The organism is Streptomyces sp. NPDC093225 (genome assembly GCF_044753805.1).
GTDB lineage: Bacteria > Actinomycetota > Actinomycetes > Streptomycetales > Streptomycetaceae > Streptomyces.
On record NZ_JBIVNX010000003.1, the window covers coordinates 361,224 to 383,143 of the forward strand.

15 protein-coding genes are annotated in these 21,920 nt (G+C 73.9%); 5 read left to right on the top strand and 10 right to left on the bottom strand.

The genetic code is table 11. The features are described from left to right. Nucleotides 1-48: 48 nt before the first annotated feature. Both ACIQCH_RS05710 and ACIQCH_RS05715 read right to left on the bottom strand, forming a co-directional pair. On the bottom strand, nucleotides 49-822 hold the full coding sequence (locus ACIQCH_RS05710) for a hypothetical protein (protein WP_402578249.1): 774 nt from the start codon (nucleotides 820-822) through the stop codon (nucleotides 49-51). A 252-nt stretch (nucleotides 823-1,074) separates the two neighbouring features. Further along, nucleotides 1,075-2,901 carry an acyl-CoA dehydrogenase gene (locus ACIQCH_RS05715; RefSeq protein ID WP_402578251.1) on the bottom strand — a complete coding sequence of 609 codons (1,827 nt, stop codon included), beginning with the start codon at nucleotides 2,899-2,901 and terminating at the stop codon, nucleotides 1,075-1,077. Between the two features lie 250 nt (nucleotides 2,902-3,151). On the opposite strand from ACIQCH_RS05715, the gene ACIQCH_RS05720 reads away from it, so the two are divergent. Together ACIQCH_RS05720 and ACIQCH_RS05725 are read left to right on the top strand one after the other, a co-directional pair. Then, nucleotides 3,152-3,667 (top strand): SseB family protein, encoded by a 516-nt coding sequence (locus ACIQCH_RS05720; RefSeq protein ID WP_402578253.1) that lies wholly within the window; start codon nucleotides 3,152-3,154, stop codon nucleotides 3,665-3,667. 71 nt (nucleotides 3,668-3,738) lie between these two features. Further along, nucleotides 3,739-4,689, top strand: coding sequence for an ArsR/SmtB family transcription factor (locus tag ACIQCH_RS05725; protein ID WP_402578303.1), 951 nt, complete (start codon nucleotides 3,739-3,741; stop codon nucleotides 4,687-4,689). A gap of 560 nt (nucleotides 4,690-5,249) precedes the next feature. Here ACIQCH_RS05725 and ACIQCH_RS05730 read toward each other — a convergent pair. Together ACIQCH_RS05730 and ACIQCH_RS05735 are read right to left on the bottom strand one after the other, a co-directional pair. After that, on the bottom strand, nucleotides 5,250-5,606 hold the full coding sequence (locus tag ACIQCH_RS05730; protein ID WP_402578255.1) for a hypothetical protein: 357 nt from the start codon (nucleotides 5,604-5,606) through the stop codon (nucleotides 5,250-5,252). Further along, nucleotides 5,603-6,082, bottom strand: coding sequence for a hypothetical protein (locus ACIQCH_RS05735; RefSeq protein ID WP_402578257.1), 480 nt, complete (start codon nucleotides 6,080-6,082; stop codon nucleotides 5,603-5,605). The genes ACIQCH_RS05730 and ACIQCH_RS05735 overlap by 4 nt, the downstream gene beginning before the upstream one ends. A 199-nt stretch (nucleotides 6,083-6,281) precedes the next feature. Between ACIQCH_RS05735 and ACIQCH_RS05740 the strand changes: the two genes are divergently transcribed. Further along, nucleotides 6,282-7,283, top strand: a complete 1,002-nt coding sequence (locus ACIQCH_RS05740; RefSeq protein WP_402578259.1) for a pirin family protein — start codon at nucleotides 6,282-6,284, stop codon at nucleotides 7,281-7,283. 16 nt (nucleotides 7,284-7,299) lie between these two features. Here the strand turns inward: ACIQCH_RS05740 and ACIQCH_RS05745 are convergent, their stop codons facing one another. Beyond that, entirely contained in the window at nucleotides 7,300-8,352 is a 1,053-nt protein-coding gene (locus tag ACIQCH_RS05745; RefSeq protein ID WP_402578261.1) for an AI-2E family transporter, read from the bottom strand. A gap of 36 nt (nucleotides 8,353-8,388) precedes the next feature. Next, on the bottom strand, nucleotides 8,389-10,536 hold the full coding sequence (locus tag ACIQCH_RS05750) for a SpoIIE family protein phosphatase (protein WP_402578263.1): 2,148 nt from the start codon (nucleotides 10,534-10,536) through the stop codon (nucleotides 8,389-8,391). Between the two features lie 187 nt (nucleotides 10,537-10,723). Between ACIQCH_RS05750 and aspS the strand changes: the two genes are divergently transcribed. Next, entirely contained in the window at nucleotides 10,724-12,544 is a 1,821-nt protein-coding gene (gene aspS / locus ACIQCH_RS05755) for an aspartate--tRNA ligase (protein WP_402578265.1), read from the top strand. 113 nt (nucleotides 12,545-12,657) lie between these two features. Here the strand turns inward: aspS and ACIQCH_RS05760 are convergent, their stop codons facing one another. Together ACIQCH_RS05760 and ACIQCH_RS05765 are read right to left on the bottom strand one after the other, a co-directional pair. Further along, nucleotides 12,658-15,261: an FG-GAP-like repeat-containing protein gene (locus ACIQCH_RS05760; RefSeq protein WP_402578267.1), complete on the bottom strand. Its 2,604-nt coding sequence runs from the start codon at nucleotides 15,259-15,261 to the stop codon at nucleotides 12,658-12,660. Nucleotides 15,262-15,501: 240 nt separating this feature from the next. Beyond that, nucleotides 15,502-17,178, bottom strand: a complete 1,677-nt coding sequence (locus tag ACIQCH_RS05765; RefSeq protein WP_402578269.1) for a VWA domain-containing protein — start codon at nucleotides 17,176-17,178, stop codon at nucleotides 15,502-15,504. A 345-nt stretch (nucleotides 17,179-17,523) separates the two neighbouring features. On the opposite strand from ACIQCH_RS05765, the gene ACIQCH_RS05770 reads away from it, so the two are divergent. Next, nucleotides 17,524-19,620, top strand: coding sequence for a PhoX family protein (locus tag ACIQCH_RS05770; RefSeq protein ID WP_402578271.1), 2,097 nt, complete (start codon nucleotides 17,524-17,526; stop codon nucleotides 19,618-19,620). 78 nt (nucleotides 19,621-19,698) lie between these two features. Here ACIQCH_RS05770 and ACIQCH_RS05775 read toward each other — a convergent pair whose 3' ends face one another. Continuing rightward, a complete protein-coding gene (locus ACIQCH_RS05775; protein ID WP_402578273.1) occupies nucleotides 19,699-20,949 on the bottom strand; it encodes a sensor histidine kinase in 1,251 nt (416 codons plus the stop codon). Between the two features lies 1 nt (nucleotide 20,950). After that, a complete protein-coding gene (locus tag ACIQCH_RS05780) occupies nucleotides 20,951-21,682 on the bottom strand; it encodes a hypothetical protein (protein ID WP_402578275.1) in 732 nt (243 codons plus the stop codon). Between the last annotated feature and the right edge of the window lie 238 nt (nucleotides 21,683-21,920).

Below are 21,920 nucleotides of genomic sequence, written 5' to 3' on the forward strand. Positions count from 1 at the left end.
TCGTGTTCGCGGTCCGCCCCATGGTGCGGGGCGTCCCGTGGACCTGTCTCAGCCCGTCGGACGGTCGAAGCGCCGCTGCAGCTGCCGCCGCTCGCCCCGGCGGATGCGGGGCAGCATCTCGGGGGTCCCGGAGGCGCGCTGCGCGCGGCGCCTGCGTCCGGCGCAGAAGATACAGGCCTCACCTGGGGGTGCGTCGGGGTCCACGGGGGCGCCGGGGTGCTCGGCGCATCCGGAGGCGCCGCGCGGCCGGGAGAGCTCGCGGGCCACGATGAACGCCTTGTGGACGTCGTCGGCGATGCGGACGAAGGCCTCGTCCGGCGAGGAGATGGTGAGGTGGAAGCGCTGTTCCTCGACCGTGCGCAGGTGTGTGAGCAGGGCCTGGAGCGTGTACGGGCCCTCGGGGACGGGGTAGCCGAGCCGGGGCTGCTGGTCCGGGGCCGGTCCGGCGCCCGGCATGCCGGTGTGCTGCCCGGAGCGGCCGTGCCGTCGGGCCAGCGCCAGGCGGCGGCGGTCGTTGCAGATCAGGCAGCGGCCCCAGCCGTCGGGGGCCTCGGGGTCCAGTGCGCCGTTGGGGTGCTCGGCGCAGCCGGTGTACGAGCGGGCGGGGGCGAGCCCGGCGGCGGTCTGGAAGGCCGCGTGCAGGGCGTCGGCGATGGTCTCGTACTCGGCGGGGTGGGCGCCTTCGTACAGCTCCCTGGCCTGGTCGCCGAGGGCGCCGAGGGCGGCCTGGAGCTCCTTGAGGGCGTACGGCCGCCCGGTCGGGACGGAGTAGCCCCCCGCGGGGGCGCCGTACCCCCTGGGTCCCTGCTCGTGTGCACTCATACGTACGAGCGTGCCATGCGCCGGTGACAAAGGGGGCCCCGCGCGGCTGTGACGTGGGGCTCGGCCTCCGGTGGCGGCGGCCCGGGCACCGGGTCGTGGGTGGGGGTGCGGGCCTCGGGCGGTGGGTGGGGCCGTGGGGCCGTGGTGCCGAAGAAGGGTGCGGGGTGCCGCCGTGCGGAACGGCACCCCGCACCCTTCGGTGCCGGAAGGCGGGCCGGACCCCGTGGGGACCGGCCGCCCGCCCTGCTGGAACTAGAAGACGGACTCGTCGAGGTCCATCAGGGAGTTGTCGACGCCCTCGGCCAGCTGGCGCTGGACGCCGAGGCCCGGCAGGACCTGGGCGGTGAAGAACTTCGCCGCCGCGATCTTGCCCTGGTAGAAGGGGACGTCCTTCGGGGAGGCGGTGGCCAGCTTCTCGGCGGCCACGGCGGCGCCGCGCAGCAGCAGGTAGCCGACCACGACGTCGCCGGCGGCCATCAGCAGGCGGGTGGTGTTCTGGCCGACCAGGTAGATGTTCCGGGCGTCCTCGACGGAGGCGGTCAGGTCGGTGACCATCTTGCCGGTGATCGCCTCGAAGTCGACCGCGGCCTTGGCGAGCGCGTCGCGGGCGCCGGCCAGGTCCTCGCCGCCCTCGGCGGTGGCCAGGAACTTCTTGATCTCCTCGGAGAGGATGTTCAGGGACGCGCCCTGGTCGCGGACGATCTTCCGGAAGAAGAAGTCCTGGCCCTGGATGGCGGTGGTGCCCTCGTACAGGGTGTCGATCTTGGCGTCGCGGATGTACTGCTCGATCGGGTACTCCTGCAGGTAGCCGGAGCCACCGAAGATCTGCAGGGACTCGGCGAGCAGCGCGTAGGAACGCTCGGAGCCGTAGCCCTTCACGATCGGCAGCAGCAGGTCGTTCAGGCCGACCTCGGCGGAGGCGTCCTCGCCGGCCGCCTGCTTGACGGCGATCGAGTCCTGGACGGCGGCGGTGTAGAGGACGAGGGCGCGCATGCCCTCGGCGTACGCCTTCTGCGTCATCAGGGAGCGGCGGACGTCCGGGTGGTGCGTGATGGTGACCTTGGGTGCGGCCTTGTCCATGAAGTTCGCCAGGTCGGGACCCTGGACGCGCTCCTTGGCGTACTCCAGCGCGTTGAGGTAGCCGGTGGAGAGCGTCGCGATGGCCTTCGTGCCGACCATCATGCGGGCGAACTCGATGATCATGAACATCTGGCGGATGCCGTCGTGCTTGTCGCCGATCAGCCAGCCCTTGGCGGGGTGCTGGTCGCCGAAGGTCATCTCGCACGTGTTGGAGGCCTTGAGGCCCATCTTGTGCTCGACGTTGGTGGCGTACACGCCGTTGCGCTCGCCCAGCTCGCCGGTCTCCCAGTCGAAGTGGAACTTCGGGACGAGGAAGAGCGACAGGCCCTTGGTGCCGGGGCCGTGGCCCTCGGGGCGGGCGAGGACGTAGTGGAGGATGTTCTCCTCCATGTCGTGCTCGCCGGACGTGATGAAGCGCTTCACGCCCTCGATGTGCCAGGAGCCGTCCTCCTGCTGGACCGCCTTGGTGCGGCCGGCGCCGACGTCCGAGCCCGCGTCGGGCTCGGTGAGGACCATGGTGGAGCCCCAGCGCTTCTCGACCGCGATCTGGGCGATGCGCTTCTGCGCCTCGTTGCCTTCCTCGTGGAGGATGCCGGCGAACGCCGGGCCGGAGGAGTACATCCAGACGGCCGGGTTCGCGCCGAGCAGCAGCTCCGCGTAGGCCCAGATCAGGGAGCGCGGGGAGACGGTGCCGCCGATCTCCTCGGGCAGGCCCAGGCGCCAGTACTCGGAGTCCATGAAGGCCTTGTAGGACTTCTTGAAGGACGCCGGCACCGGGGCGGTGTTGGTCTCGGGGTCGAAGACCGGCGGGTTGCGGTCCGCGTCCTCGAAGGAGGCGGCCAGCTCGTTCTCGGCGAGACGGGCGATCTCGGACAGGATGTCCTTCGCGGTCTCGGCGTCCATCTCGGCGAACGGGCCGGCGCCGTACACGTTGTCGCGGCCGAGGACCTCGAAGAGGTTGAACTCGATGTCCCGCAGATTCGACTTGTAGTGCCCCATGGCGACGGCTCCGTAAGCAGGTCGGTTATCTACCAGCAAGTAGCTACTGATGATGCTACCCGCCAGTAATAAGGGCAACCCCCGGCGTGCGACTGTGACGGGGGTCAAGCGGGCGGGTCCGGTCAAAGGGTGCGGGGCCCGCGGGCGGAAGGAACGGTTTCGGCCGGATCGAGGAGCGTTCGGGCCGCGATGGGGGCCTGTGCCCCGGTGCCTGCGGCGGGCGGGCGGGGGACTCAGTAGTCTGTGCCGCATGTACGGCTACGACCAGAACGCGCCCGGGCAGCAGCAGTACGCGGCTCCCCAGCCCCCGCCGCAGGCGGCGCAGCAGATGGGCATGCCGATGGGCCAGCCGATGGCGGGGGGCATGGCCGGCGGGTACGCCGAGCAGCCGCTGTACCCCGAGCCGTCCCCGCCGTCGCTCGCGGACGCCGTACGCGCCTTCACCACCGGGCAGCTCGCCGCCGAGGACTTCCAGCAGATCTTCGCCACGTCGAAGGTCTACTGCCCGCGCGGCGACAACCCGGGCTTCCTCGCCCTGCACAACACGCAGCAGCCGGTGATCCCCATGTTCACCACGCTCAAGGAGCTGCGCCGGTACGCGGGCAAGGAGTCCAAGTACTTCGTCATCACCGGTGCCGAGGTGATCGACCTGCTGCCGACCGGGTACGGCTTCGTCCTCGACATGGAGGGCGACCACCGGATGGTCTTCGACGCGAAGGCCGTGGAGCAGATGGTCGACTTCGCGATGCGCCGCATGTACGGATAGACGGACAGGGACCGCGCGGGTCGCCGCGTGTGCGGGCGGCCGCGCGTGCGGAGGGGGGCGGCTTGCTGCGGGTGCACTTCGGCGCGGAGGACCTGCTGGGCGTCACCTTCGCCCCGGAGCCCTACCCGCTGGTCGAGCTGGCCCTCGCGCTGACCGCGTGGCAGCGCACCGACGAGGCCGCCGTCTTCGGCCGCTGGCGCGGCCGGCTGGCGCGCGAGCTGCCGGACCGCGTGCGGCCCCTGCTGGACCTGCTGAGGCCGGACGGTGACAACCCCGCCTTCGTGGAGCCGTACGTCGCCGGTCTCGACGAGGCCCTCGCGGCCGTCCGGGCGGCCGCCCCGGACCTGACCGCGGGGCAGTTCCGCACGGCGGCCGGCCGCGCACCGGGGCCCGACTCCTGGCTGCGGGCGCTGTGGCGCCGGGACCGGGACGCCTGGGACGGACTCGAAGGCGCGCTGCGGGCCGGCTACGAGACCGTGGTGGCCCCGTACTGGCCGCGCATCCGGCAGTCGTTCCACGCCGACGTGGCCTGGCGCACCCGTCTGATGGCGGCGCACGGCATCCGCGCCGCGCTGGCCAGCACCCACCCGGCGGCCCGCTGGTCGGGCACGACCTTCGAGGTCGGGCTGCCCCCGGACTACGAGGTGCGGCCGGCCGGGCGCGGGCTGCAGCTGATGCCCTCGGCCTTCTGGACGGGGCGTCCGCTGCTCGCCGAGCGGCCGGACGGCTCGTACGTCCTGCTCTACCCGGCGATGACGCCGCTGCCGCTGGCCGGGGCGGGGCCGGCGGGCGGGGCGCTGGACGCGCTGCTGGGGCGTACCCGGGCGGCCGTGCTGCAGTCCCTGACGCAGCGGCGCACCACGAGCGAGCTGGCCCGTGCCCTCGACATCAGCCTGCCCTCGGTCTCGGAGCACACCCGCACGCTGCGGGCCGCCGGCCTGATCACCACCGAGCGGGACGGGAAGGCCGTGCTGCACTCGGTCACGGGGTTGGGGGTCGAGCTGCTGCACAGCAGTTGGTGAGTGGGGTGGGGGTGGGGGTGACGGTGTGGGTGCGGGTGCCGGTGCGGGTGCGGGTGGAAGCGGGTGGCGGTGAGTGGGTGAGTGCGGGAGTCGGGCTGTGATGGGTGTGGCGGCTGGGGTCGCTCGACCGCGCTGCGGTGTCGGGGTGGGCTCGCTTGGGTGGCCGCCCCGTGGCGTGTGGGTCCCCTCGGCGCTTGACCCGGCAGGGCCTGCAGGCCCTGCGGCAGGCCCACCCCGGAGGCTTTGGGCCTTCGGCCTGGCCTGCGGCCACCTCCGGCCCGGGCCCGCCTCCGGACCAGCCTGCCCTACCGCCTCAAGCGCCTCCCCCACACACCACGGGGCGGCCTGCCGGGGCTTCGATCCGGGATCGCTTCGGCGGTGCCCGAAAGCATCGCGGTCGCGCGTCCCGCGGCGGAGAGTGGAGGCGCGGAGGGCGGGGCCACGGGGGATCGGGGCCACGGGGGCGCCCTCCGCCCCACCCGGCCGGCCCCACACCGGCTGTCCGCTCACGCACCGACGAGGGCCCCGGAGCGTCCCGCCCCAGGGCCCTCGGGGTGTGGTCAGCGGTCGGTCGCCCGGGGATGGGCCGTCCCGGCGTAAGTGAGCCAGCAGGTGTCACGTGCCGTGTCCAGGAGGTACCAGATGCGTCCTGCTCCCGTGACCTCGATCTGCCACTGCTCGCAGGTGCGGCCGCGGTAGGTCCCGTGGGCGAGGGACCCTTTGAGCCGGTGATGTCGCGGCGTCTCCACCACCGGCCGCGGATCGGTACGGAGAGCGAGCCACGCGCGGTACGTGTTCTCCGGGGCCTGCTGGCAGAGGTTCTCCCAGCCTTTGGCCGCCGCGGCGTCCGCGAAGCGCACCTCCCACTGCCCCCCGGGTGCCGGTGGGGCGGCGCGGTCGCCGCGCGCCGGCGTCACCTCTGGTGCTCGGGGGCGGGTACCGGGCCGTAGTCCTCCGCATGGTCCGCGGTCAGGGCGGCGAGCAGTTCCGGGTCGGAGTGCGCTTCGGCCGTGTGCTGCCATGCGGCCAGCAACTGCGCCACCGACGCCGAGTTGCCCAGTGGATCCGCGGCGCGCATCGTCTCGACGAGCTCGACCGCGAACGCGTGCAGGTCCGGCTGCGGCAGGAAGCGCACCCAGGGGAACGCCTCGGGCAGCAGGTCGAGCAGGAGTGCCATGCGCCCGGGATCGCGGCGGGCGATCGCGGCGAGCATGCGGGTGGCGGCCGAGACCACGGCCTGGTCCTGCTCCGCGCGCGCCGCTGTGGTGAGGACCAGGTCCTCACCGTCCCGGCGCATGAGGAGCAGACGGCGGTACCGCTTGAGCCGGGACAAGGTCTTGCGGTTCTTGTTGACCAGCTCTGAGAAGTGCACGGCAGACGGGTCGGCAGCCATGAATTTGAAGGTACTTCGAAAGTCGTGGCGCTGCCATCGCCCACACGGGGGAAGGCGCGGTGGCGTCGACGGTCGGGGCCGGTGGGGCGACAGTGGAGGGGTGCGACCGACCGGGAATGCGGGGCGGGACCGGGTACGTTGCAGGGGTCGCGGAAAGTTCGAGTTTCAACTAAACTCGACGCAGAAGGAGGTCCGGACCATGCCTGCAGTGACTGTTGAGAACCCGTTGACGCTCCCCCGGGTCGCGGAGCCCGGTCAGGGAACGGTCGCCCGGAAGGTGCTGGGCGTGGTGGACGCGCCCGCCGGATTCGAGGGCGAGGGCTTCCCGGTGCGCCGCGCGTTCGCCGGGATCAAGTACCAGTACCTGGACCCGTTCATCATGATGGACCAGATGGGCGAGGTGGAGTACGCGCCCGGCGAGCCCAAGGGCACGCCCTGGCACCCGCACCGCGGCTTCGAGACCGTCACCTACCTGATCGACGGCACGTTCGTGCACCAGGACAGCCACGGCGGCGGCGGGGTCATCAACGGCGGCGACACGCAGTGGATGACCGCCGGGTCGGGTCTGCTCCACATCGAGGCCCCGCCGGAGTCCCTCGTCGTCAGCGGCGGGCTCTTCCACGGCCTCCAGCTGTGGGTGAACCTCCCGGCCTCCGACAAGATGATGCCGCCGCGCTACCAGGACATCGGCGGCGGCAGCGTCCAGCTGCTGTCCACCCCCGACGGCGGCGGCCTGCTCCGCGTGATCGCCGGTGAGCTGGACGGCCACAAGGGGCCCGGCATCACCCACACCCCGATCACGATGATCCACGCGACCGTCACGCCGGGCGCGCAGATCACCCTCCCGTGGCGCGAGGACTTCAACGCCCTCGCGTACGTGATGGCCGGCCGCGGCACCGTCGGCGCCGAGCGGCGGCCCGTGCAGACCGGTCAGACGGCGGTGTTCGGGGACGGCGGGTCGCTGACCGTGCGCGCGGACGCGTCGCAGGACTCCCACGCGCCGGACCTGGAGATCGTCCTGCTGGGTGGCCGCCCGATCCGGGAGCCGATGGCGCACTACGGGCCGTTCGTCATGAACACCCGCGCCGAACTCCAGCAGGCCTTCGACGACTTCCAGGCCGGCCGCCTGGGCGTCATCCCGGCCGCCGCCCACGCCCACACGGGCCTGGGCCACCGCGGCGCCGGACCGGCGGAGGACTGAGCGTGCGGCCGGGCCCTCACTCCGTGGCGGGCCCGGCCGCAGGCGCGTAGCGGGCGCGCAGCTCCGCGGCGATGCCCGTGACGGCGGCCACCACGGGGACGGCCAGCAGCATGCCCAGGACGCCGGCCGCGCTGGCCCCCGCCGTGATCGCCACCATGACCGCCGCCGGGTGCATGTGCACGGTCCGGCTCTGGATCATCGGTGTGAACACCTTCCCCTCCAGCAGCTGGACGGCCAGCACCACGCCCAGCACCCACAGCGCGGTCGCCCACCCCTGGTCCCCGAAGGCCACCAGCACGGCCACCGAGCCGGAGATGAAGGCGCCGACGTAGGGGATGTACGCGCCCACGAAGACCAGCGCGCCGAGGCCGACCGCGCCCGGCACGTCGAGCACCAGCAGGCCGACCGTGATGCACACCGAGTCGATCAGGGCGACGAAGGTGGTGCCGCGCATGTAGCCCTCGACGGCCCCGAAGGCCCGCCGCGCCAGGGCCTCGACGAAGTCCCCGGTCGACCGCGGGGCCAGGGAGCGCAGCGCGCCGGCCGCCCGGTCGGAGTCGCGCAGGAAGAAGAAGAGCAGCAGCAGCGACAGCACCCCCATGGCGGCCGCCTGCGCCACCACGCTCAGGCCCGTCAGCACCCCGGAGGAGGCGGTGCCGCCGAAGTCCGCCAGCAGGTCCTTGGCGTTCGCGGCCACGTCCTCCAGCGAGGTGCCGGCCGCCCCGAAGCGCCCGGCCAGGTCCTGGCCCGCCTTGTGCAGGCCCGCCACGATCTGGTCCCCGGTCTTCACCAGGGCCGTCACCACGATGTACGTCGCCCCGCCGGCCACCGCGAGGACGGCGAGGCAGGTGAGGGCGGCCGCCAGCGACCGGTGCACGTGCACCCGCACCAGCCGGCGGTGCAGCGGGCCGAGCAGCGCGGCGCCGAGCAGGGCGAGCAGGACCGGGGTGACCGCCGTCTGGAAGAGGACGCACAGCCAGACCAGGACCGCCACCACGCCGGTGACGAGGAGGAGGACGACGCACCAGGCGGCGAGCCGGCGCACGGGCTCGGGCAGCAGGGAGCTCACGCGGCCATTGCACCACGCCGCCCCCGCGCGACCGGGTCAGTCCGGCTGCGGTTCGGAGCGTTCGTGGAGGGCGAACCAGATCGACTTGCCCTCGCCGCGCGGGTCGACGCCCCAGTCGTCGGCCAGCATCTCCATCAGGAGCACGCCGCGCCCACTGGAGGACATCTCGTTCGGGTGCCGCATGTGGGGGAGTTCGTCGCTGCCGTCGGCCACCTCGACGCGCAGCCGTCGCCGGCCGAGCTCGCCGACGGCCTCGGCCAGCAGCATCGCGTCGCCGTCGGTGTGCAGCAGCACGTTGGTGACCATCTCCGAGACCATCAGCTCGGCCGCGTCCACCTGTTCGGGGTCCGCCCAGTCGTGGAGGAGCTCCCTGATCTGGCGGCGGGCACCCGCGATCCGCTCCGGCTCGGCCTGGGCGACCGTCAGCATCGTGCGCCGGGCCGGCCGCTTCGGGTGCGCCACCGGCTCGCCGGGGCCGCGGCCCGCGCCCTCGCGGCACAGCAGCAGCACGGCGATGTCGTCCTCGCGACGGTCGGCCAGCGGGCCGGTGGTGTGGTGCGAGGAGGGCCCGTGCACGGCGGAGACCAGCGCGTCGGCGAGCTTCTCCAGGTCCTCGGCGGCGTACGCCCCGTCCTCCAGGACCGCGCGCAGCCGCGCCCAGCCGGTGTCGAGGTCGTGCCCGCCGGTCTCGATCAGCCCGTCGGTGCACAGCATCATCGTCTCGCCCGGCTCCAGCGCGAAGCGGGTGGTCGGGTAGTCGGTGTCGGGCACGATGCCCAGCGGCAGCCCTCCGGCGGTCGGGCGCATCAGCACCGTCCCGTCGGTCATCCGGACCACCGGGTCGGGGTGCCCGGCCCGGGCCACCTCCAGCACCCCGGTCTGCGGGTCGCACTCGACGTACAGGCAGGTCGCGAAGCGGGGGCCGGCGGCGTCGTCGCACGGCTCGGCGGCCCCCTCCGCGCCGGCGTGCAGCCCGGCCAGGAAGCGGGAGGCCCGGGAGAGCACCGCGTCCGGTCGGTGGCCCTCGGAGGCGTACGCCCGGACGGCGATCCGCAGCTGGCCCATCAGGCCCGCGGCCCGCACGTCGTGCCCCTGGACGTCCCCGATGACCAGGGCGAACCGGCCCGACGGCAGGGGGATCATGTCGTACCAGTCGCCACCGACCTGGAGGCCGCCGCCGGTGGGCACGTACCGCGCGGCCACCGTCATGCCCGGCACCGGGCCGCCCAGGGAGGGCATCATCGAGCGCTGCAGCCCCGTGGTCAGCTCCCGCTCCGAATCGGCCACCACGGCCCGCTGCAGGGCCTGGGCCAGCATCCGCGCCACGGTGGTGAGCACGGAGCGCTCGTCGGGAGAGAAGGTCACCGGGTGCTTGAAGGCGGCCATCCAGGCGCCCATCGTGCGGCCGGCCACGATCAGGGGCAGGAACGCCCACGACTCCCGCCCGAAGCGCTGGGCCAGCGGCCAGGTGGCCGGGAAGCGCCGCCGGTACTCCTCCGGGGTCGGCAGGTAGATGGCCCGGCCGGTACGCACCACCTCGGCCGCCGGGTAGTCGGTGTCCAGGCGCATGTCGGAGAAGGGCACGTCGTCGCCGGGCAGGTGCCCGTGGTGGCCGATGATCGACAGCCGGTCGCCGGCCACGCCGAAGACGGCCAGCCCGTCCGGGTTGAAGCCGGGCATCGACAGCGAGGCCGCCACCCGCAGCACCTCGGAGGTGGAGCGGGCCTCGGCCAGCGCCCGGCCGGCGTCCAGCAGGAACGCCTCGCGGGAGCGCCGCCAGTCGCCGGTGACGGTGGTGTGGGCCGCGGTGGTGCCGGGCTGGGGCTCGGCGATCTCCTGGATGGTGCCGATCAGGCGGTAGTCGCGGTGGCCGTCCCGGTCCTCGTGGAAGACCGGCTTGGAGCGGCTGCGGACGGTGCGCAGCACCCGGCCGTCCTCGTCCACGATGCGCAGCCGGGCCTCGGCGAGGGTGCCCTCGGCCACGGCGAGGTTCACGATCGCGTTGATCTCGTTCCAGTCCACGGGGTGGAAACGGGACCGGGCCGCCGCCTCGGGGAGGGTGGCCGGCTCCGGGGGCAACCCGAGCAGGCGGGCCGCCTCGCCGTCGAGGGCGACCGTCCCGGAGGCGTTGTCCCACCGCCACATGCCGGTCGCGATCGCGGCCAGGACGTCCTCGGTGCGCATTACCTCATCCTTACAGGTCGGCGAGGGGGTGCGCGCTCCGGACGCGGCGCCCGGAGGGGCCCGGCCGGGGCGCGGAAACGGGCGGGCTACCGGTCGCGCCCGGACGGTAACCTTGACAGGGTTGAATTCCACCCTGCTATCGCGTCGCGAGACCCGCGGCGCGCTGTCGCGAAGAACTGGATGAACGATGCATCGGTACAGGTCCCACACCTGCGGCGAGCTCCGCGCCTCTGACGTCGGCTCCGACGTCCGGCTGAGCGGCTGGCTGCACAATCGTCGAGACCTGGGCGGCATCCTCTTCATCGATCTGCGCGACCACTACGGCATCACGCAGCTCGTGGCCCGTCCGGGCACCAAGGCGGCCGAGGTCCTGGACAAGCTGTCCAAGGAGACCACGGTCCGCGTCGACGGCAAGGTCGTCTCCCGCGGCGCCGAGAACATCAACCCCGACCTCGCCACCGGCGAGATCGAGATCGAGGCCGCCGAGGTCGAGGTGCTCGGCGCGGCCGCCCCCCTGCCGTTCACGATCAACACGGACGACGGCGTCAACGAGGAGCGCCGCCTGGAGTACCGCTTCCTCGACCTGCGCCGCGAGCGCATGCACCGCAACATCATGCTGCGCTCGTCCGTCATCGGCGCGATCCGCGACAAGATGCGCGCCCTCGGCTTCAACGAGATGGCCACCCCGATCCTGACCGCGACCTCCCCCGAGGGCGCGCGCGACTTCGTGGTGCCGTCCCGCCTGAACCCGGGCAAGTTCTACGCCCTGCCGCAGGCGCCCCAGCAGTTCAAGCAGCTGCTGATGATCTCCGGCTTCGACCGCTACTTCCAGATCGCGCCCTGCTTCCGCGACGAGGACGCCCGCGCGGACCGCTCGCCGGGCGAGTTCTACCAGCTCGACGTGGAGATGTCCTTCGTCGAGCAGGAGGACGTCTTCCAGCCGATCGAGAAGCTCATGACCGAGCTCTTCGAGGAGTTCGGCGGCGGCCGCCACGTCACCTCGCCGTTCCCGCGCATCCCGTTCCGCGAGTCGATGCTGAAGTACGGCAACGACAAGCCCGACCTGCGCACCGACCTCGAACTCGTCGACATCACCGACGTGTTCGAGAACTCCGAGTTCAAGGCCTTCGCGGGCAAGCACGTGCGTGCCCTCGCCGTCCCGAACACCGGCGACCAGCCGCGCAAGTTCTTCGACGGCCTCGGCGACTTCGCCGTCTCGCTCGGCGCGAAGGGCCTGGCCTGGGTCCGCGTCGGCGAGGAGGGCGCCCTGACCGGCCCGATCGCGAAGTTCCTCACCGAGGAGAACGTCAAGGTCCTCACCGAGCGCCTGGGCCTGGCCGCGGGCCACGCCGTGTTCTTCGGCGCCGGCGACTTCGACGAGGTCTCCAAGATCATGGGCCCCGTCCGCGTCGAGGCCGCCAAGCGCGCCGGGCAGTTCGAGGAGAACGTCTTCCGGTTCGCCTGGATCGTCGACTTCCCGATGTACGAGAAGGACGAGGAGACCGGCAAGATCGACTTCTCGCACAACCCCTTCTCGATGCCGCAGGGCGGCCTGGAGGCCCTGGAGACCCAGGACCCGCTGGACGTCCTCGGCTGGCAGTACGACATCGTCTGCAACGGCATCGAGCTGTCCTCCGGCGCCATCCGGAACCACGAGCCCGCCATCATGTTCAAGGCCTTCGAGATCGCCGGCTACAGCCGCGAGACCGTCGAGACCGAGTTCGCCGGCATGCTCCGCGCCTTCCAGTACGGCGCCCCGCCGCACGGCGGCATCGCCCCGGGCGTGGACCGCATCGTGATGCTCCTGGCCGACGAGCCGAACATCCGCGAGACCATCGCCTTCCCGCTCAACGGCAACGCCCAGGACCTGATGATGGGCGCGCCGACGGAGCTGGAGGAGGCCCGCCTGCGCGAGCTGAACATCGCCCTGCGCAAGCCGGTCGAGAAGAAGGCGACCGGCGACCGCCCGGTCTCCGAGGCCGTCCACCCGGACGCCGGCGCGCACTGACCGCCGGCCCGCCGGGCCCGCCGTACGCCGTGACGGGGCCCGGGATCCACACGTGTGGATCCCGGGCCCCGTCCGCGTTCCCGGACGCCCCCGGGGGTGTCCGGTCACAACGGCTAGAACAGCCCGGTGTAGCCCTGCCAGCCGGTGGCGATCCGCACCGGCGCACGGAGCCTGCCCTCGGCGTTGCCCGAGTAGCGCCAGGCCCGGCCCGTGCGGTCGCGGGCGACGAGGTCGTCCCACCCGTCGCCGGTCAGGTCACCGACGCCCACGACGGCGTCGTACGAGCGGCCCCAGTCCCGGTCCAGCAGCACCCGGCGGAAGAAGGAGCCGGCGCGCCCCTTGCCGTCCATGCGCCACAGCGCGTTCCCCTCGTCCTGGAGCAGCAGGTCGCCGAGTCCGTCGCCGTCGAGATCGCCGGCGCCGACGATCTTCTTGTAGCCCTTGAAGGTGCCGCTCACCGCGACGCGCGGCTTGAGCCCGGTGCGGGTCGTGCCGAACACGTACAGCCTGCCGGTCGACCCCTCGCGGGCGACGAGGTCGGCGCGGCCGTCGCCGTCGACGTCGCCGGGCGAGGTGAGGACGTCGTACCGGTTCCAGCCCTGGCCGAGGACCTTGTGCCGGGTGCCGGGCGTGAGCGGTGCGCCGCAGGCGGGCGTGTAGAGGCGGAGTTCGCCGCCCGGCAGGGCCGCGAGGACGTCGTTGCAGCGGTCGCCGTTCACGTCGCCCAGGGGGACGGGGCGGGTGCCCTTGGCCCAGCCCGCGCCGGTGGTGCCGCCCTTGAAGGTGCCGGTGGCCCGGTCGCCGTACAGCGTGCGGATGCCGCCGTCCGCGGTCCGCGCGAGCAGGTCGCCGGTTCCGTCGAGCAGACCGCCGGGTCCGCCGAGATCGCGGGCGGCCACCCTTCCGCCGGTCACGGTGACCCGGCCGGCGGCGAGGACGCCCCGGCCCGCCGCCGACGCGGGGGTGACGCTGAGGTGCCAGGACAGCGGTCCGTTGGGCGGCAGGGCGCCGCCGGCGGTCCGGCCGTTCCAGACGGGTGCGACGGTCGAGGTGGTGGTGGAGCCGGACAGGGTGCGGACGGTCTCGCCCCGCCGGTCCGTCAGCGCCAGCGACCAGGCGGACACCGGCCGGTCCAGCTTCCAGACCGGCGCCCACGCCCTGCTCCCGCTCGTGGTGCCCGCGAGCTTCGCGAGGGCCGGGACGGCCGCGGACACGACCTCGGCCTGCGGCACCGTACGGGCGGTCCACAGCGTGTTCGCGTCCTGGCCGCCCCGCCGGGACCAGACCGCCACCGCGCGGCCGTCCGGCCCGGCCGCGACCTCCGCGTCGAAGCCCCGGCCCGCGGGCGTCTTCAGGCGGGACGTGGTCCACGTGCCGTCGGGGCCGCGGGTGCCCTGGACCAGGACGGCCTCGTCCGGGCCGTCGCGGTGCTCGGCCCACACCGCCCGCACGGTACCGTCCGGGCCGGTGGAGACGTCGTACTGCTCGTCGGTGCCGCCGAGGGTGAGGTCCCGAGCCTCGGACCAGGTGCGCGCGCCCTCGGCGAGGGTGGTGGCGTACGTGTAGCCGCCCAGCCGGTCCCTCCCGACCAGGGTGATCGCGCCGTCGGCGGACAGCTGCGGCTCCGGCAGGTCGGTGATCCCGTCGGGCTGCACGGTGGACCGCTCGTCCGGCCAGCCGGCCGCCGCGTCCCGCGTGGTCTTGACCTGGACGGGGCTCTTCCCGGTGCTGCCGTAGCCCGACCAGATCAGGGCCACCGTGCCGTCGGGACCGGCGGCCAGCCGCGGCGGCCGGGACCACTCGAAGGGGTCGCGGTGGCGGACCGGGGCGTTCCAGGTGCTCGCGCCCGCGGGCAGGGTCGCCGTGTAGGGCACGCCGGCGTCGCTGCTGATCACGTGGGCGTAGGCGACCACGGTGTTCCCGCGGGCGTCGACGGCCAGATGGGGGGCGCCGCCCTCGATGGCGCCGTCCTGGCCCGTGGGGTCGACGCTCACCCGCACGCCGGCGGACCAGGCACCGGCCGCGCTCCGGGTGGCGGCGTGCACCTCGCGCGGCGTCTCGCCCTCCGGCTCGCCGCGCGTCCAGACGGCGGTGACGGTGCCCTTCCGGCCCGCCGCCAGGTCCAGCCCGGCGAGCGTCCGGCCCGGCTCGGAGCCGGCCACCGGGGCGGGTGCCGACCAACCGCCGGCCGTCAGGCCGCTGCTCACGATCCGCTCCCCGCCCTTGCTGCCCGGGGCGGCGTCGGGGGCCTCGGTCCAGACGGCGACGGCCCCGGTGCCGGCCGCGACCACCTTCACCTCGCGCACCCGGGCCGAGGGCGCGGTCAGCCGCGCCGGCGCGCCCCAGGTGTCGGTGCCGGCCCGGCGCACGGCCGCGTACAGCGGGCTCTCCGCGGCGGCGGGGGAGGACTTCTGGGTCCACAGCGTGACGGCCGAACCGTCGGGGAGCACGACGAGTCCGCGGACGTCGCGCTCCGCGGAGGTGCCGGTGAGCCGTGCGGCGGCGCCCCAGGGCTGGGGCCAGCGGAGCGGGGTGGCGGCGGACGCGGTGCCCGCGGCCGGGGCGGGCGGGACGGCGGCCGCCGGGCCCGCCGCGAGGGCGGGCAGGACGCCGGCGACGGCGGCGAGGACGGCGGCCGCCGCGGTGGCGCGGCGGCGCCGGCCGGCCGGTGGGTGGTCCGGGTGGTTCAGCCGGTCCAGGTGGTCCGGGTGGTTCATGGCGTGGCCCCCGATGTCGCAGTGGACGTACGGAGCGGAGACCGCCGAACCCTCCTGAGAGTTGTACGGAGTTGCCCGCTCCAGTACGTCCGGCCGCAGCCGTGCCGGAGCGGGCGGCCCCGCCGGGTCAAAGGCGAGGGCCCCGCGAGGTCGTACCGCGCGGGGCCCTGAGGTGAACGCCGGGCCGACGGGCCCGGTGGTCGCCGACCGGTGCTCCGGGGAGCGCCGGTTCGGCACCGGTCAGCGGAGGAAGTCGCCCAGGATGCCCTTGACCAGGGCGGAGGAGGCGAGTTCGCGCGGGGCGGGGCCGGCGTGGAAGAAGCCGGCGTTCTCGGCTTCGGCGTCGAGCTTGCGCAGGAAGTCGAAGGCCTTGTTGTCGTGCTCGCCGAAGGCGACGAACTGCCAGTGGACGTGCTTGGCCGCCTCCGCCGCCTCCGCCAGGGCCTGGCGGGCCGGCTGCTTGGCGTCGGGGGCGCCGTCGGTCTGGAAGACGACCAGGACCGGCCCGTCCTCGGAGCCCTTGACGTGCTCCAGGACCTGCTCGACGGCGCGGTGGTAGCTGGTGCGGCCCATGTGGCCGAGGGCGGCGTGGGTCTCGTCGACGGTGGCGTGGGTGGCCGGGGTCAGGTCGGTGGTGCCGTCGATGTCCGTCGAGAAGAAGACGGTGTGGACGGTGGCCGCCTCGTCGAGGTGCGCGGCGAGGGCGACGGCGTGGTCGGCGAGGTGCTGGGCGCTGCCGTCCTTGTAGAACGGGCGCATCGAGCCGGACCGGTCGAGGACCAGGTAGACCTTCGCGCGGGCGCCGGCGCGGCCGCGGCCGCGGAGCACGTTTCCGGCCGCCTTGTAGGGGTCGGCGAGCGCCTTGGCCGCGGCGCGGACCTGCGCCAGCGGGAGGGCGGGGCCGCCCTCTGCCGCCTCGGGCTCCGCTGCCGCCGCGTCCGTCCCGGCCTCGGGCGCCGTGGCCTCGGCCTCGGGCTCTGCCTGCGAGGGCTCGGCCGCCACGGCCGGGGCCTCGTGCTCCAGCTCTGCCGCCTCGGGCTCGGGCTCCGCTCCGGTGACCTCGGCCTCGACCTCGGCGGCGACGGCGGCGACGGGCTCGGCCTCGACCTCGGCGGCGACGGCGGCGACGGGCTCGGCCTCGACCTCGGCGGCGACGGGCTCGGCCTCGGTGTCCGCTGCCACCGGCTCCACCTCGGCGACCTCGACCTCGGCGGCCACCGCGTCGGCGGCGGCCGGCTCCTCGGCCTGGGAGGCCTCGGCCTCGGCGGCGTCCGCGGTCACGGCCTCGGCCTCGGCCTCGGCGTCCGGCGTCACGGCCTCCGGCTCGGCGTCCGCTGCCGTCGGCTCCGCATCGGCGGCTTCGACCTCGGCGGCCGGTTCCTCGGCCTGAGGGGCTTCGGCCTCGGTCACCTCGACCTCGGCGGCCGGCGCCTCGACCTCGGGGGCCTCGGCCTCGGCGGCCTCCGCCTCGGCCGTCACCGGGGCAGCGGGCTCGGTGGCCTCGGCGGGCTCGGCGCTCTCGGCCTCGGCCTCGGTCACGGCCTCGGCCTCGGTCACGGCCTCCACGGCCGCGGCGTCGGCGGGGGCGGTGGCCTTCGGGGCGCCCGGGGCGGATTCGCGGCGGGCCTCGGGGACCGTGGGGTCGGCGGGGGTGTCCAGCGACGGGCGGGGGGCCGGCTCGGCGGGGCCGAGGAGGGCCGGCTCGGTCTCGCGCGGGGCGGACTGGGACGGGACGGTCGGGTTGTCGAAGGAGGCGGCCACCAGCTCGGCCGCAGCGTCCAGCGGGGCCAGATTCCCGTCCGGGGCCGGCGACTGCGCCGGGACCATCGCCTCGGTCCGCTCCGCCTGCTCGGTATCGGTGGTCGCCTCCGCACGCTCGCGGCCGAACACCTTGCGCAACAAACTCCGGATACCCATGGGCGAGGCCTTTCGCATGAGCTGGGGTGCGATGTTTGTCCGTCCTGCGGGGTAATTGGCGAAAGATCCCTGACCAGAGTGGACACGTAAGGTTATCGGGATCGCCCCCTGTAACAAGGGATGGGGAGGCGGTACGCGACCGCGCCGGGGCCGCGTGAGTGAACGCCGGTCCGTCCGCTGAACCACCCGCCAGCTCGAACTCCCGCGCATTCGCGACGGATTAACCCCTCGTTCACGCCCGCGCCGCCGCTGCGGCGCACCGCGCTCCTACGTTCACCTCCGGAATCGTTTCCGACACGTTGTCGGCGCAGGGGGCGTCGCCGTGTAGCTCACCGGAGGACATACGTGCGCAAACTCCTGCCGCTCATCAGCACCCCGCACGCCGGCGGCCGTTCCGCGCTGACCTGCCGCTACCGCTGTGGTGACGCGTGCTTCCACGAGGTGCCGAACACCAGCGACAACGAGTACGTCGGCGACGTCATAGCCGGGGCCCTCTCCCGCCGGGCCATGCTGCGCACCGCCGCCGTCGTGACCGTCGCCGCGGCCGCCGGCACCACCGCCGTCGTCGGCCGGGGCGGCGCGCAGGCCGTGGCCGCCGGCGGCCACGCGGCCGACGCGGCCGCGACCGGATCCGCCCTCGGCGCCCGCGGCCTGCGCTTCGCGGCCGTCGCCCCGAACACCGACGACAAGGTCACGGTCCCCGGCGGCTACGACCAGAACGTCGTGATCCGCTGGGGCGACCCGATCCTCCGCGGCGCCCCCGCCTTCGACCCGAAGAAGCAGACCGCCGCCGCCCAGGCCGGCCAGTTCGGCTACAACAACGACTTCCTCGCCCTCCTCCCGCTCGGCAGCGGGTACGAGCGCCAGCAGGTCCTCGTCGCGAACCACGAGTACACCGACGAGAACCTGATGTTCGAGAAGTACGACCCGCAGAACCCGACCCGCGAGCAGGTCGAGATCGCCTGGGCCGCGCATGGCCTCGGCGTGGTCGTCGTGCAGGAGGACCACCGCAGCGGCAAGCTGACCTCCGTCCGCCGCCACGAGCTGAACCGCCGCCTGACCGCCACCAGCGAGTTCCGCCTCGCCGGCCCGGCCGCCGGCAGCGACCTGGTGAAGACCTCCGCCGACCCGTCGGGCACGACGGTCCTCGGCACGCTGAACAACTGCTCCGGCGGCACCACCCCGTGGGGCACCACGCTCCACGGCGAGGAGAACGTCAACCAGTACTTCGCCAACGCCGACAGCGCCACCGACCCGGTCCAGGTCGCCCGCCTGAAGCGCTACGGCATCACCCCGGGCGCCACCGAGCGCAAGTGGGAGCGCTTCGACAAGCGCTTCGACGTGGCCCAGGAGCCCAACGAGGTCAACCGCTTCGGCTGGGTCGTCGAGCTCGACCCGTACGACCCGCAGTCGACCCCGCGCAAGCGCACCGCGCTCGGCCGCTTCAAGCACGAGGGCGCCCAGCCGCGGCTGACCGAGGACGGCCGTCCGGTCGTCTACATGGGCGACGACGAGCGCTTCGACTACTTCTACAAGTTCGTCTCCGGCAAGCGGATGAAGAAGGGCACGTCCCGCGCCGCGCACGAGCACAACCTGACCCTGCTCGACGAGGGCACCCTGTACGTCGCCAAGCTCACCGGCGACTCCCCGGCCGCCGAGATCGACGGCACCGGCAAGCTCCCGGCCGACGGCTGGTTCGACGGCACCGGCCAGTGGATCCCGCTCGCCACCGCCACCGCGGACGGCGCCGTCTCGCACGTCGAGGGCATGACCGCCGAGGAGGTGTACGTCTTCACGCGCCAGGCCGCCGACAAGGTGGGCGCCACGAAGATGGACCGCCCCGAGGACATCGAGCCCTCGCCGCGCACCGGCCGCGTGTACGTGGTGCTCACGAACAACAGCAACCGCGGCCTGCCCGGCAAGGCGCCGGCCGACGAGGCCAACCCGCGCAACGCCAACAAGCACGGCCAGATCCTGGAGCTCGCCGAGCACTTCGACGACCCGTCCTCGGACGGCTTCGCCTGGCGCCTGTTCCTGGTCGCCGGCGACCCGAACGACCCGGCCACCTTCTTCGCGGGCTTCCCGAAGGACAAGGTCAGCCCGATCTCGTGCCCGGACAACGTCACGTTCGACCCGCACGGCAACCTGTGGATCTCCACCGACGGCAACCAGCTCGGCTCCCACGACGGCCTCTTCGGCGTCGCCACCGCCGGTGAGCGCCGTGGCGAGCTGAAGCAGTTCCTGACGGTGCCGCGCGGCGCCGAGACCTGCGGCCCGCTGGTCCAGGACCGCCGCGTCCTGGTCGCCGTGCAGCACCCGGGCGAGATCGACGGTGCCTCCGTCGAGAACCCGCAGTCGGTGTGGCCCGACGGCCCGGGCAAGATCGTCCGCCCGGCCGTGGTCTCGGTCTGGCGCACGGACGGCAAGAACATCGGCGTCTGAGCGTGACCCGCAGCTGATGTCGGCCGATAGTGCCTGATTCGTGGTGAGTTGAGGGCCTGTTTCACGTGAAACAGGCCCTCAACCGCTGTCCGGCGGATCGCGCACGGGCAGGCGCAGGCGGGTCACCGCGCCGCCGTCCGGCGAGTTGGAGAACTCCAACTCGATCTCCAGTACCGCTGCCTGGCCGGCCACGATGGTCAGGCCCAGCCCGTGCCCCTTGCCGCGTCCCGGGTCTTCGGTGCGGAAGCGCCGCGGTCCCTGGGCGATCAGGTCCCACGGGTAGCCCGGGCCGTGGTCGCGCACGAGGACCACCGGCCCGTCGACGGTCACCTCCACCGGCGGCGCCCCGTGCTTGTGGGCGTTGACCACGAGGTTCGCCAGGATCCGGTCCAGTCGGCGCCGGTCGGTGAGCACCACGGCGTCGTGGACGACCCGTACCTCGGTGTCCAGCCGGGTGGCCGCCACGATCCGCTCGACGGCACGGCCGAGTTCGACCCGGTCCAGGTCGGCCCGTTCCACACCGGAGTCCAGCCGGGAGATCTCCAACAGGTCCTCGGTGAGCGCGTGCAGGGCCTTGAGCCGGTCATTGATCATCTCCTTGGGGCGCCCCTCGGGCAGCAGGTCGGCCGCGGCCAGCGAACCGGTCAGCGGGGTGCGCAGGTCGTGCGCGACGTCCGCGGTGAAGCGCTTCTCCGCCTCCAGCCGGCTCTGCAGGGTCTCCGCCATCGTGTCGAGGGCGGCGGCGACGTCCCGCACCTCGTCGCGGTGCCGGCCGTCCCCGCCGGTGGGGAAGTCGGTACGGGCGTCGAGGTCGCCCGCCGAGATCCGCCGGGCCACCGCCGCGGTGGCCGCCAGCCGGCGGCTGATCCGGCCCGCGAGGAAGAGACCGGCCAGCGCCACCAGCCCCGCCGCCAGCGCCGCGGAGGCGAGGATCGCGGTGTCGATGTCGGTGAGCCGCCTGCGGGTCTCCCCGAACGGCAGCCAGACGGCCAGCGCCTTGCCGTCGGCCGGGGTGGCGGCCCACATGACGGGTTTGCCGTCCAGGTCCCCGACCATCGAGCCGGTGTCGCCGTGCCGGACCAGGACCTTCAGCGGCCCGGGCAGCTGCGGCGGGTCGAGGGTGCTGTTCACGTCGCCGTGCGTGGTGCCGTACTCGTAGTGGCCCATGGCGTGGTCGAGGCGGGCGAGGGTGTCCTTGCGGATCTCGCCGACGATCTGCCGGGCCACCACGTTGTGCACGAGGATCCCGAGGACGGCGGCCACCGCGCAGCACACCGCGGTCGTGATGACCGCGATCTTCCAGCGCAGGCTGCCCAGCGGCCCGGCCACGTCAGACCCCGCTCTGCGGGCAGGGGGTGTCGGACTCCTTGGCCGAGGGGCACTCGTCGACGGTGAGCTGGCTGAGCACCATGCTGCCCGCGTCCGGGTCCCAGACGTAGTCGGAGATCGACGCCAGGCCGGGGTTGGAGGTGGGCTCGCGCACGGTCAGGTGGCCGCCGGCCACGTCCACGCCCGCCAGCACGCCGCGCCGGGACAGTACGCGGACGACCTCGCCGTCGTCGCGCAGGGCGTAGACCCGCAGCTCGCTCAGCCGCCCGTCCACGTCCACGGCCGTGATCAGTTCGTCCTTGCCGTCGCCGGTCAGGTCGTGGAGGACGGCGGAGCGCACCGGGCAGTCCGGGCCCGGGTCCCCGTGCTCCGCGCACCGGGCCAGCCGCTGGACGGCCCGCGGGTCCACCAGCCGGCCGGTGCCGTCGTCCTCGCGGGTGGCGGAGACGATGTCGGCCCGTACGAGGCCCAGGACGTCGGCACGGCGCAGGTCGCCGCCCGGCACGGCGGGCGCCCCGGGCACGACCGCGGCCGGGCCGGGCTTCTGGCCGGGCGGGGGCGGCGCCGGGTGGATGTCCTTCCACAGGGTCAGGGGCGCGTGGATCTCGCCCTGGTCGCCCTCGCTGCGCAGACCCTCCTCGTCCGCGCACCCGGCCGCCCCGGCGGCCAGCGCGCCCAGCAGGGCCAGGGCGGCCGGGGCGCGGTGGCGGGTCCGCGTCGAGGGGTGCCGCATGCTCCGATGCTCCCCCGGGCACGCGGGGTCGGCGTGGGGGGGTGGTCCGTTCGGGGGAAGGCGGGAGGACGGCGTCCGGGGGTGGGCGGGTCTATGGCCGGCTCGCTTCGGGGGTGGGTCCCGTGGTGTGTGGGTCCCCTCGGCGCTTGACGCGTCGTGGCCTGCAGGCCCTGCGGCAGGCCCACCCCTGGGGCTTCGGGCCTTCGGCCTGGCCTGCGGCCACCCCAGGCCCGGGCCT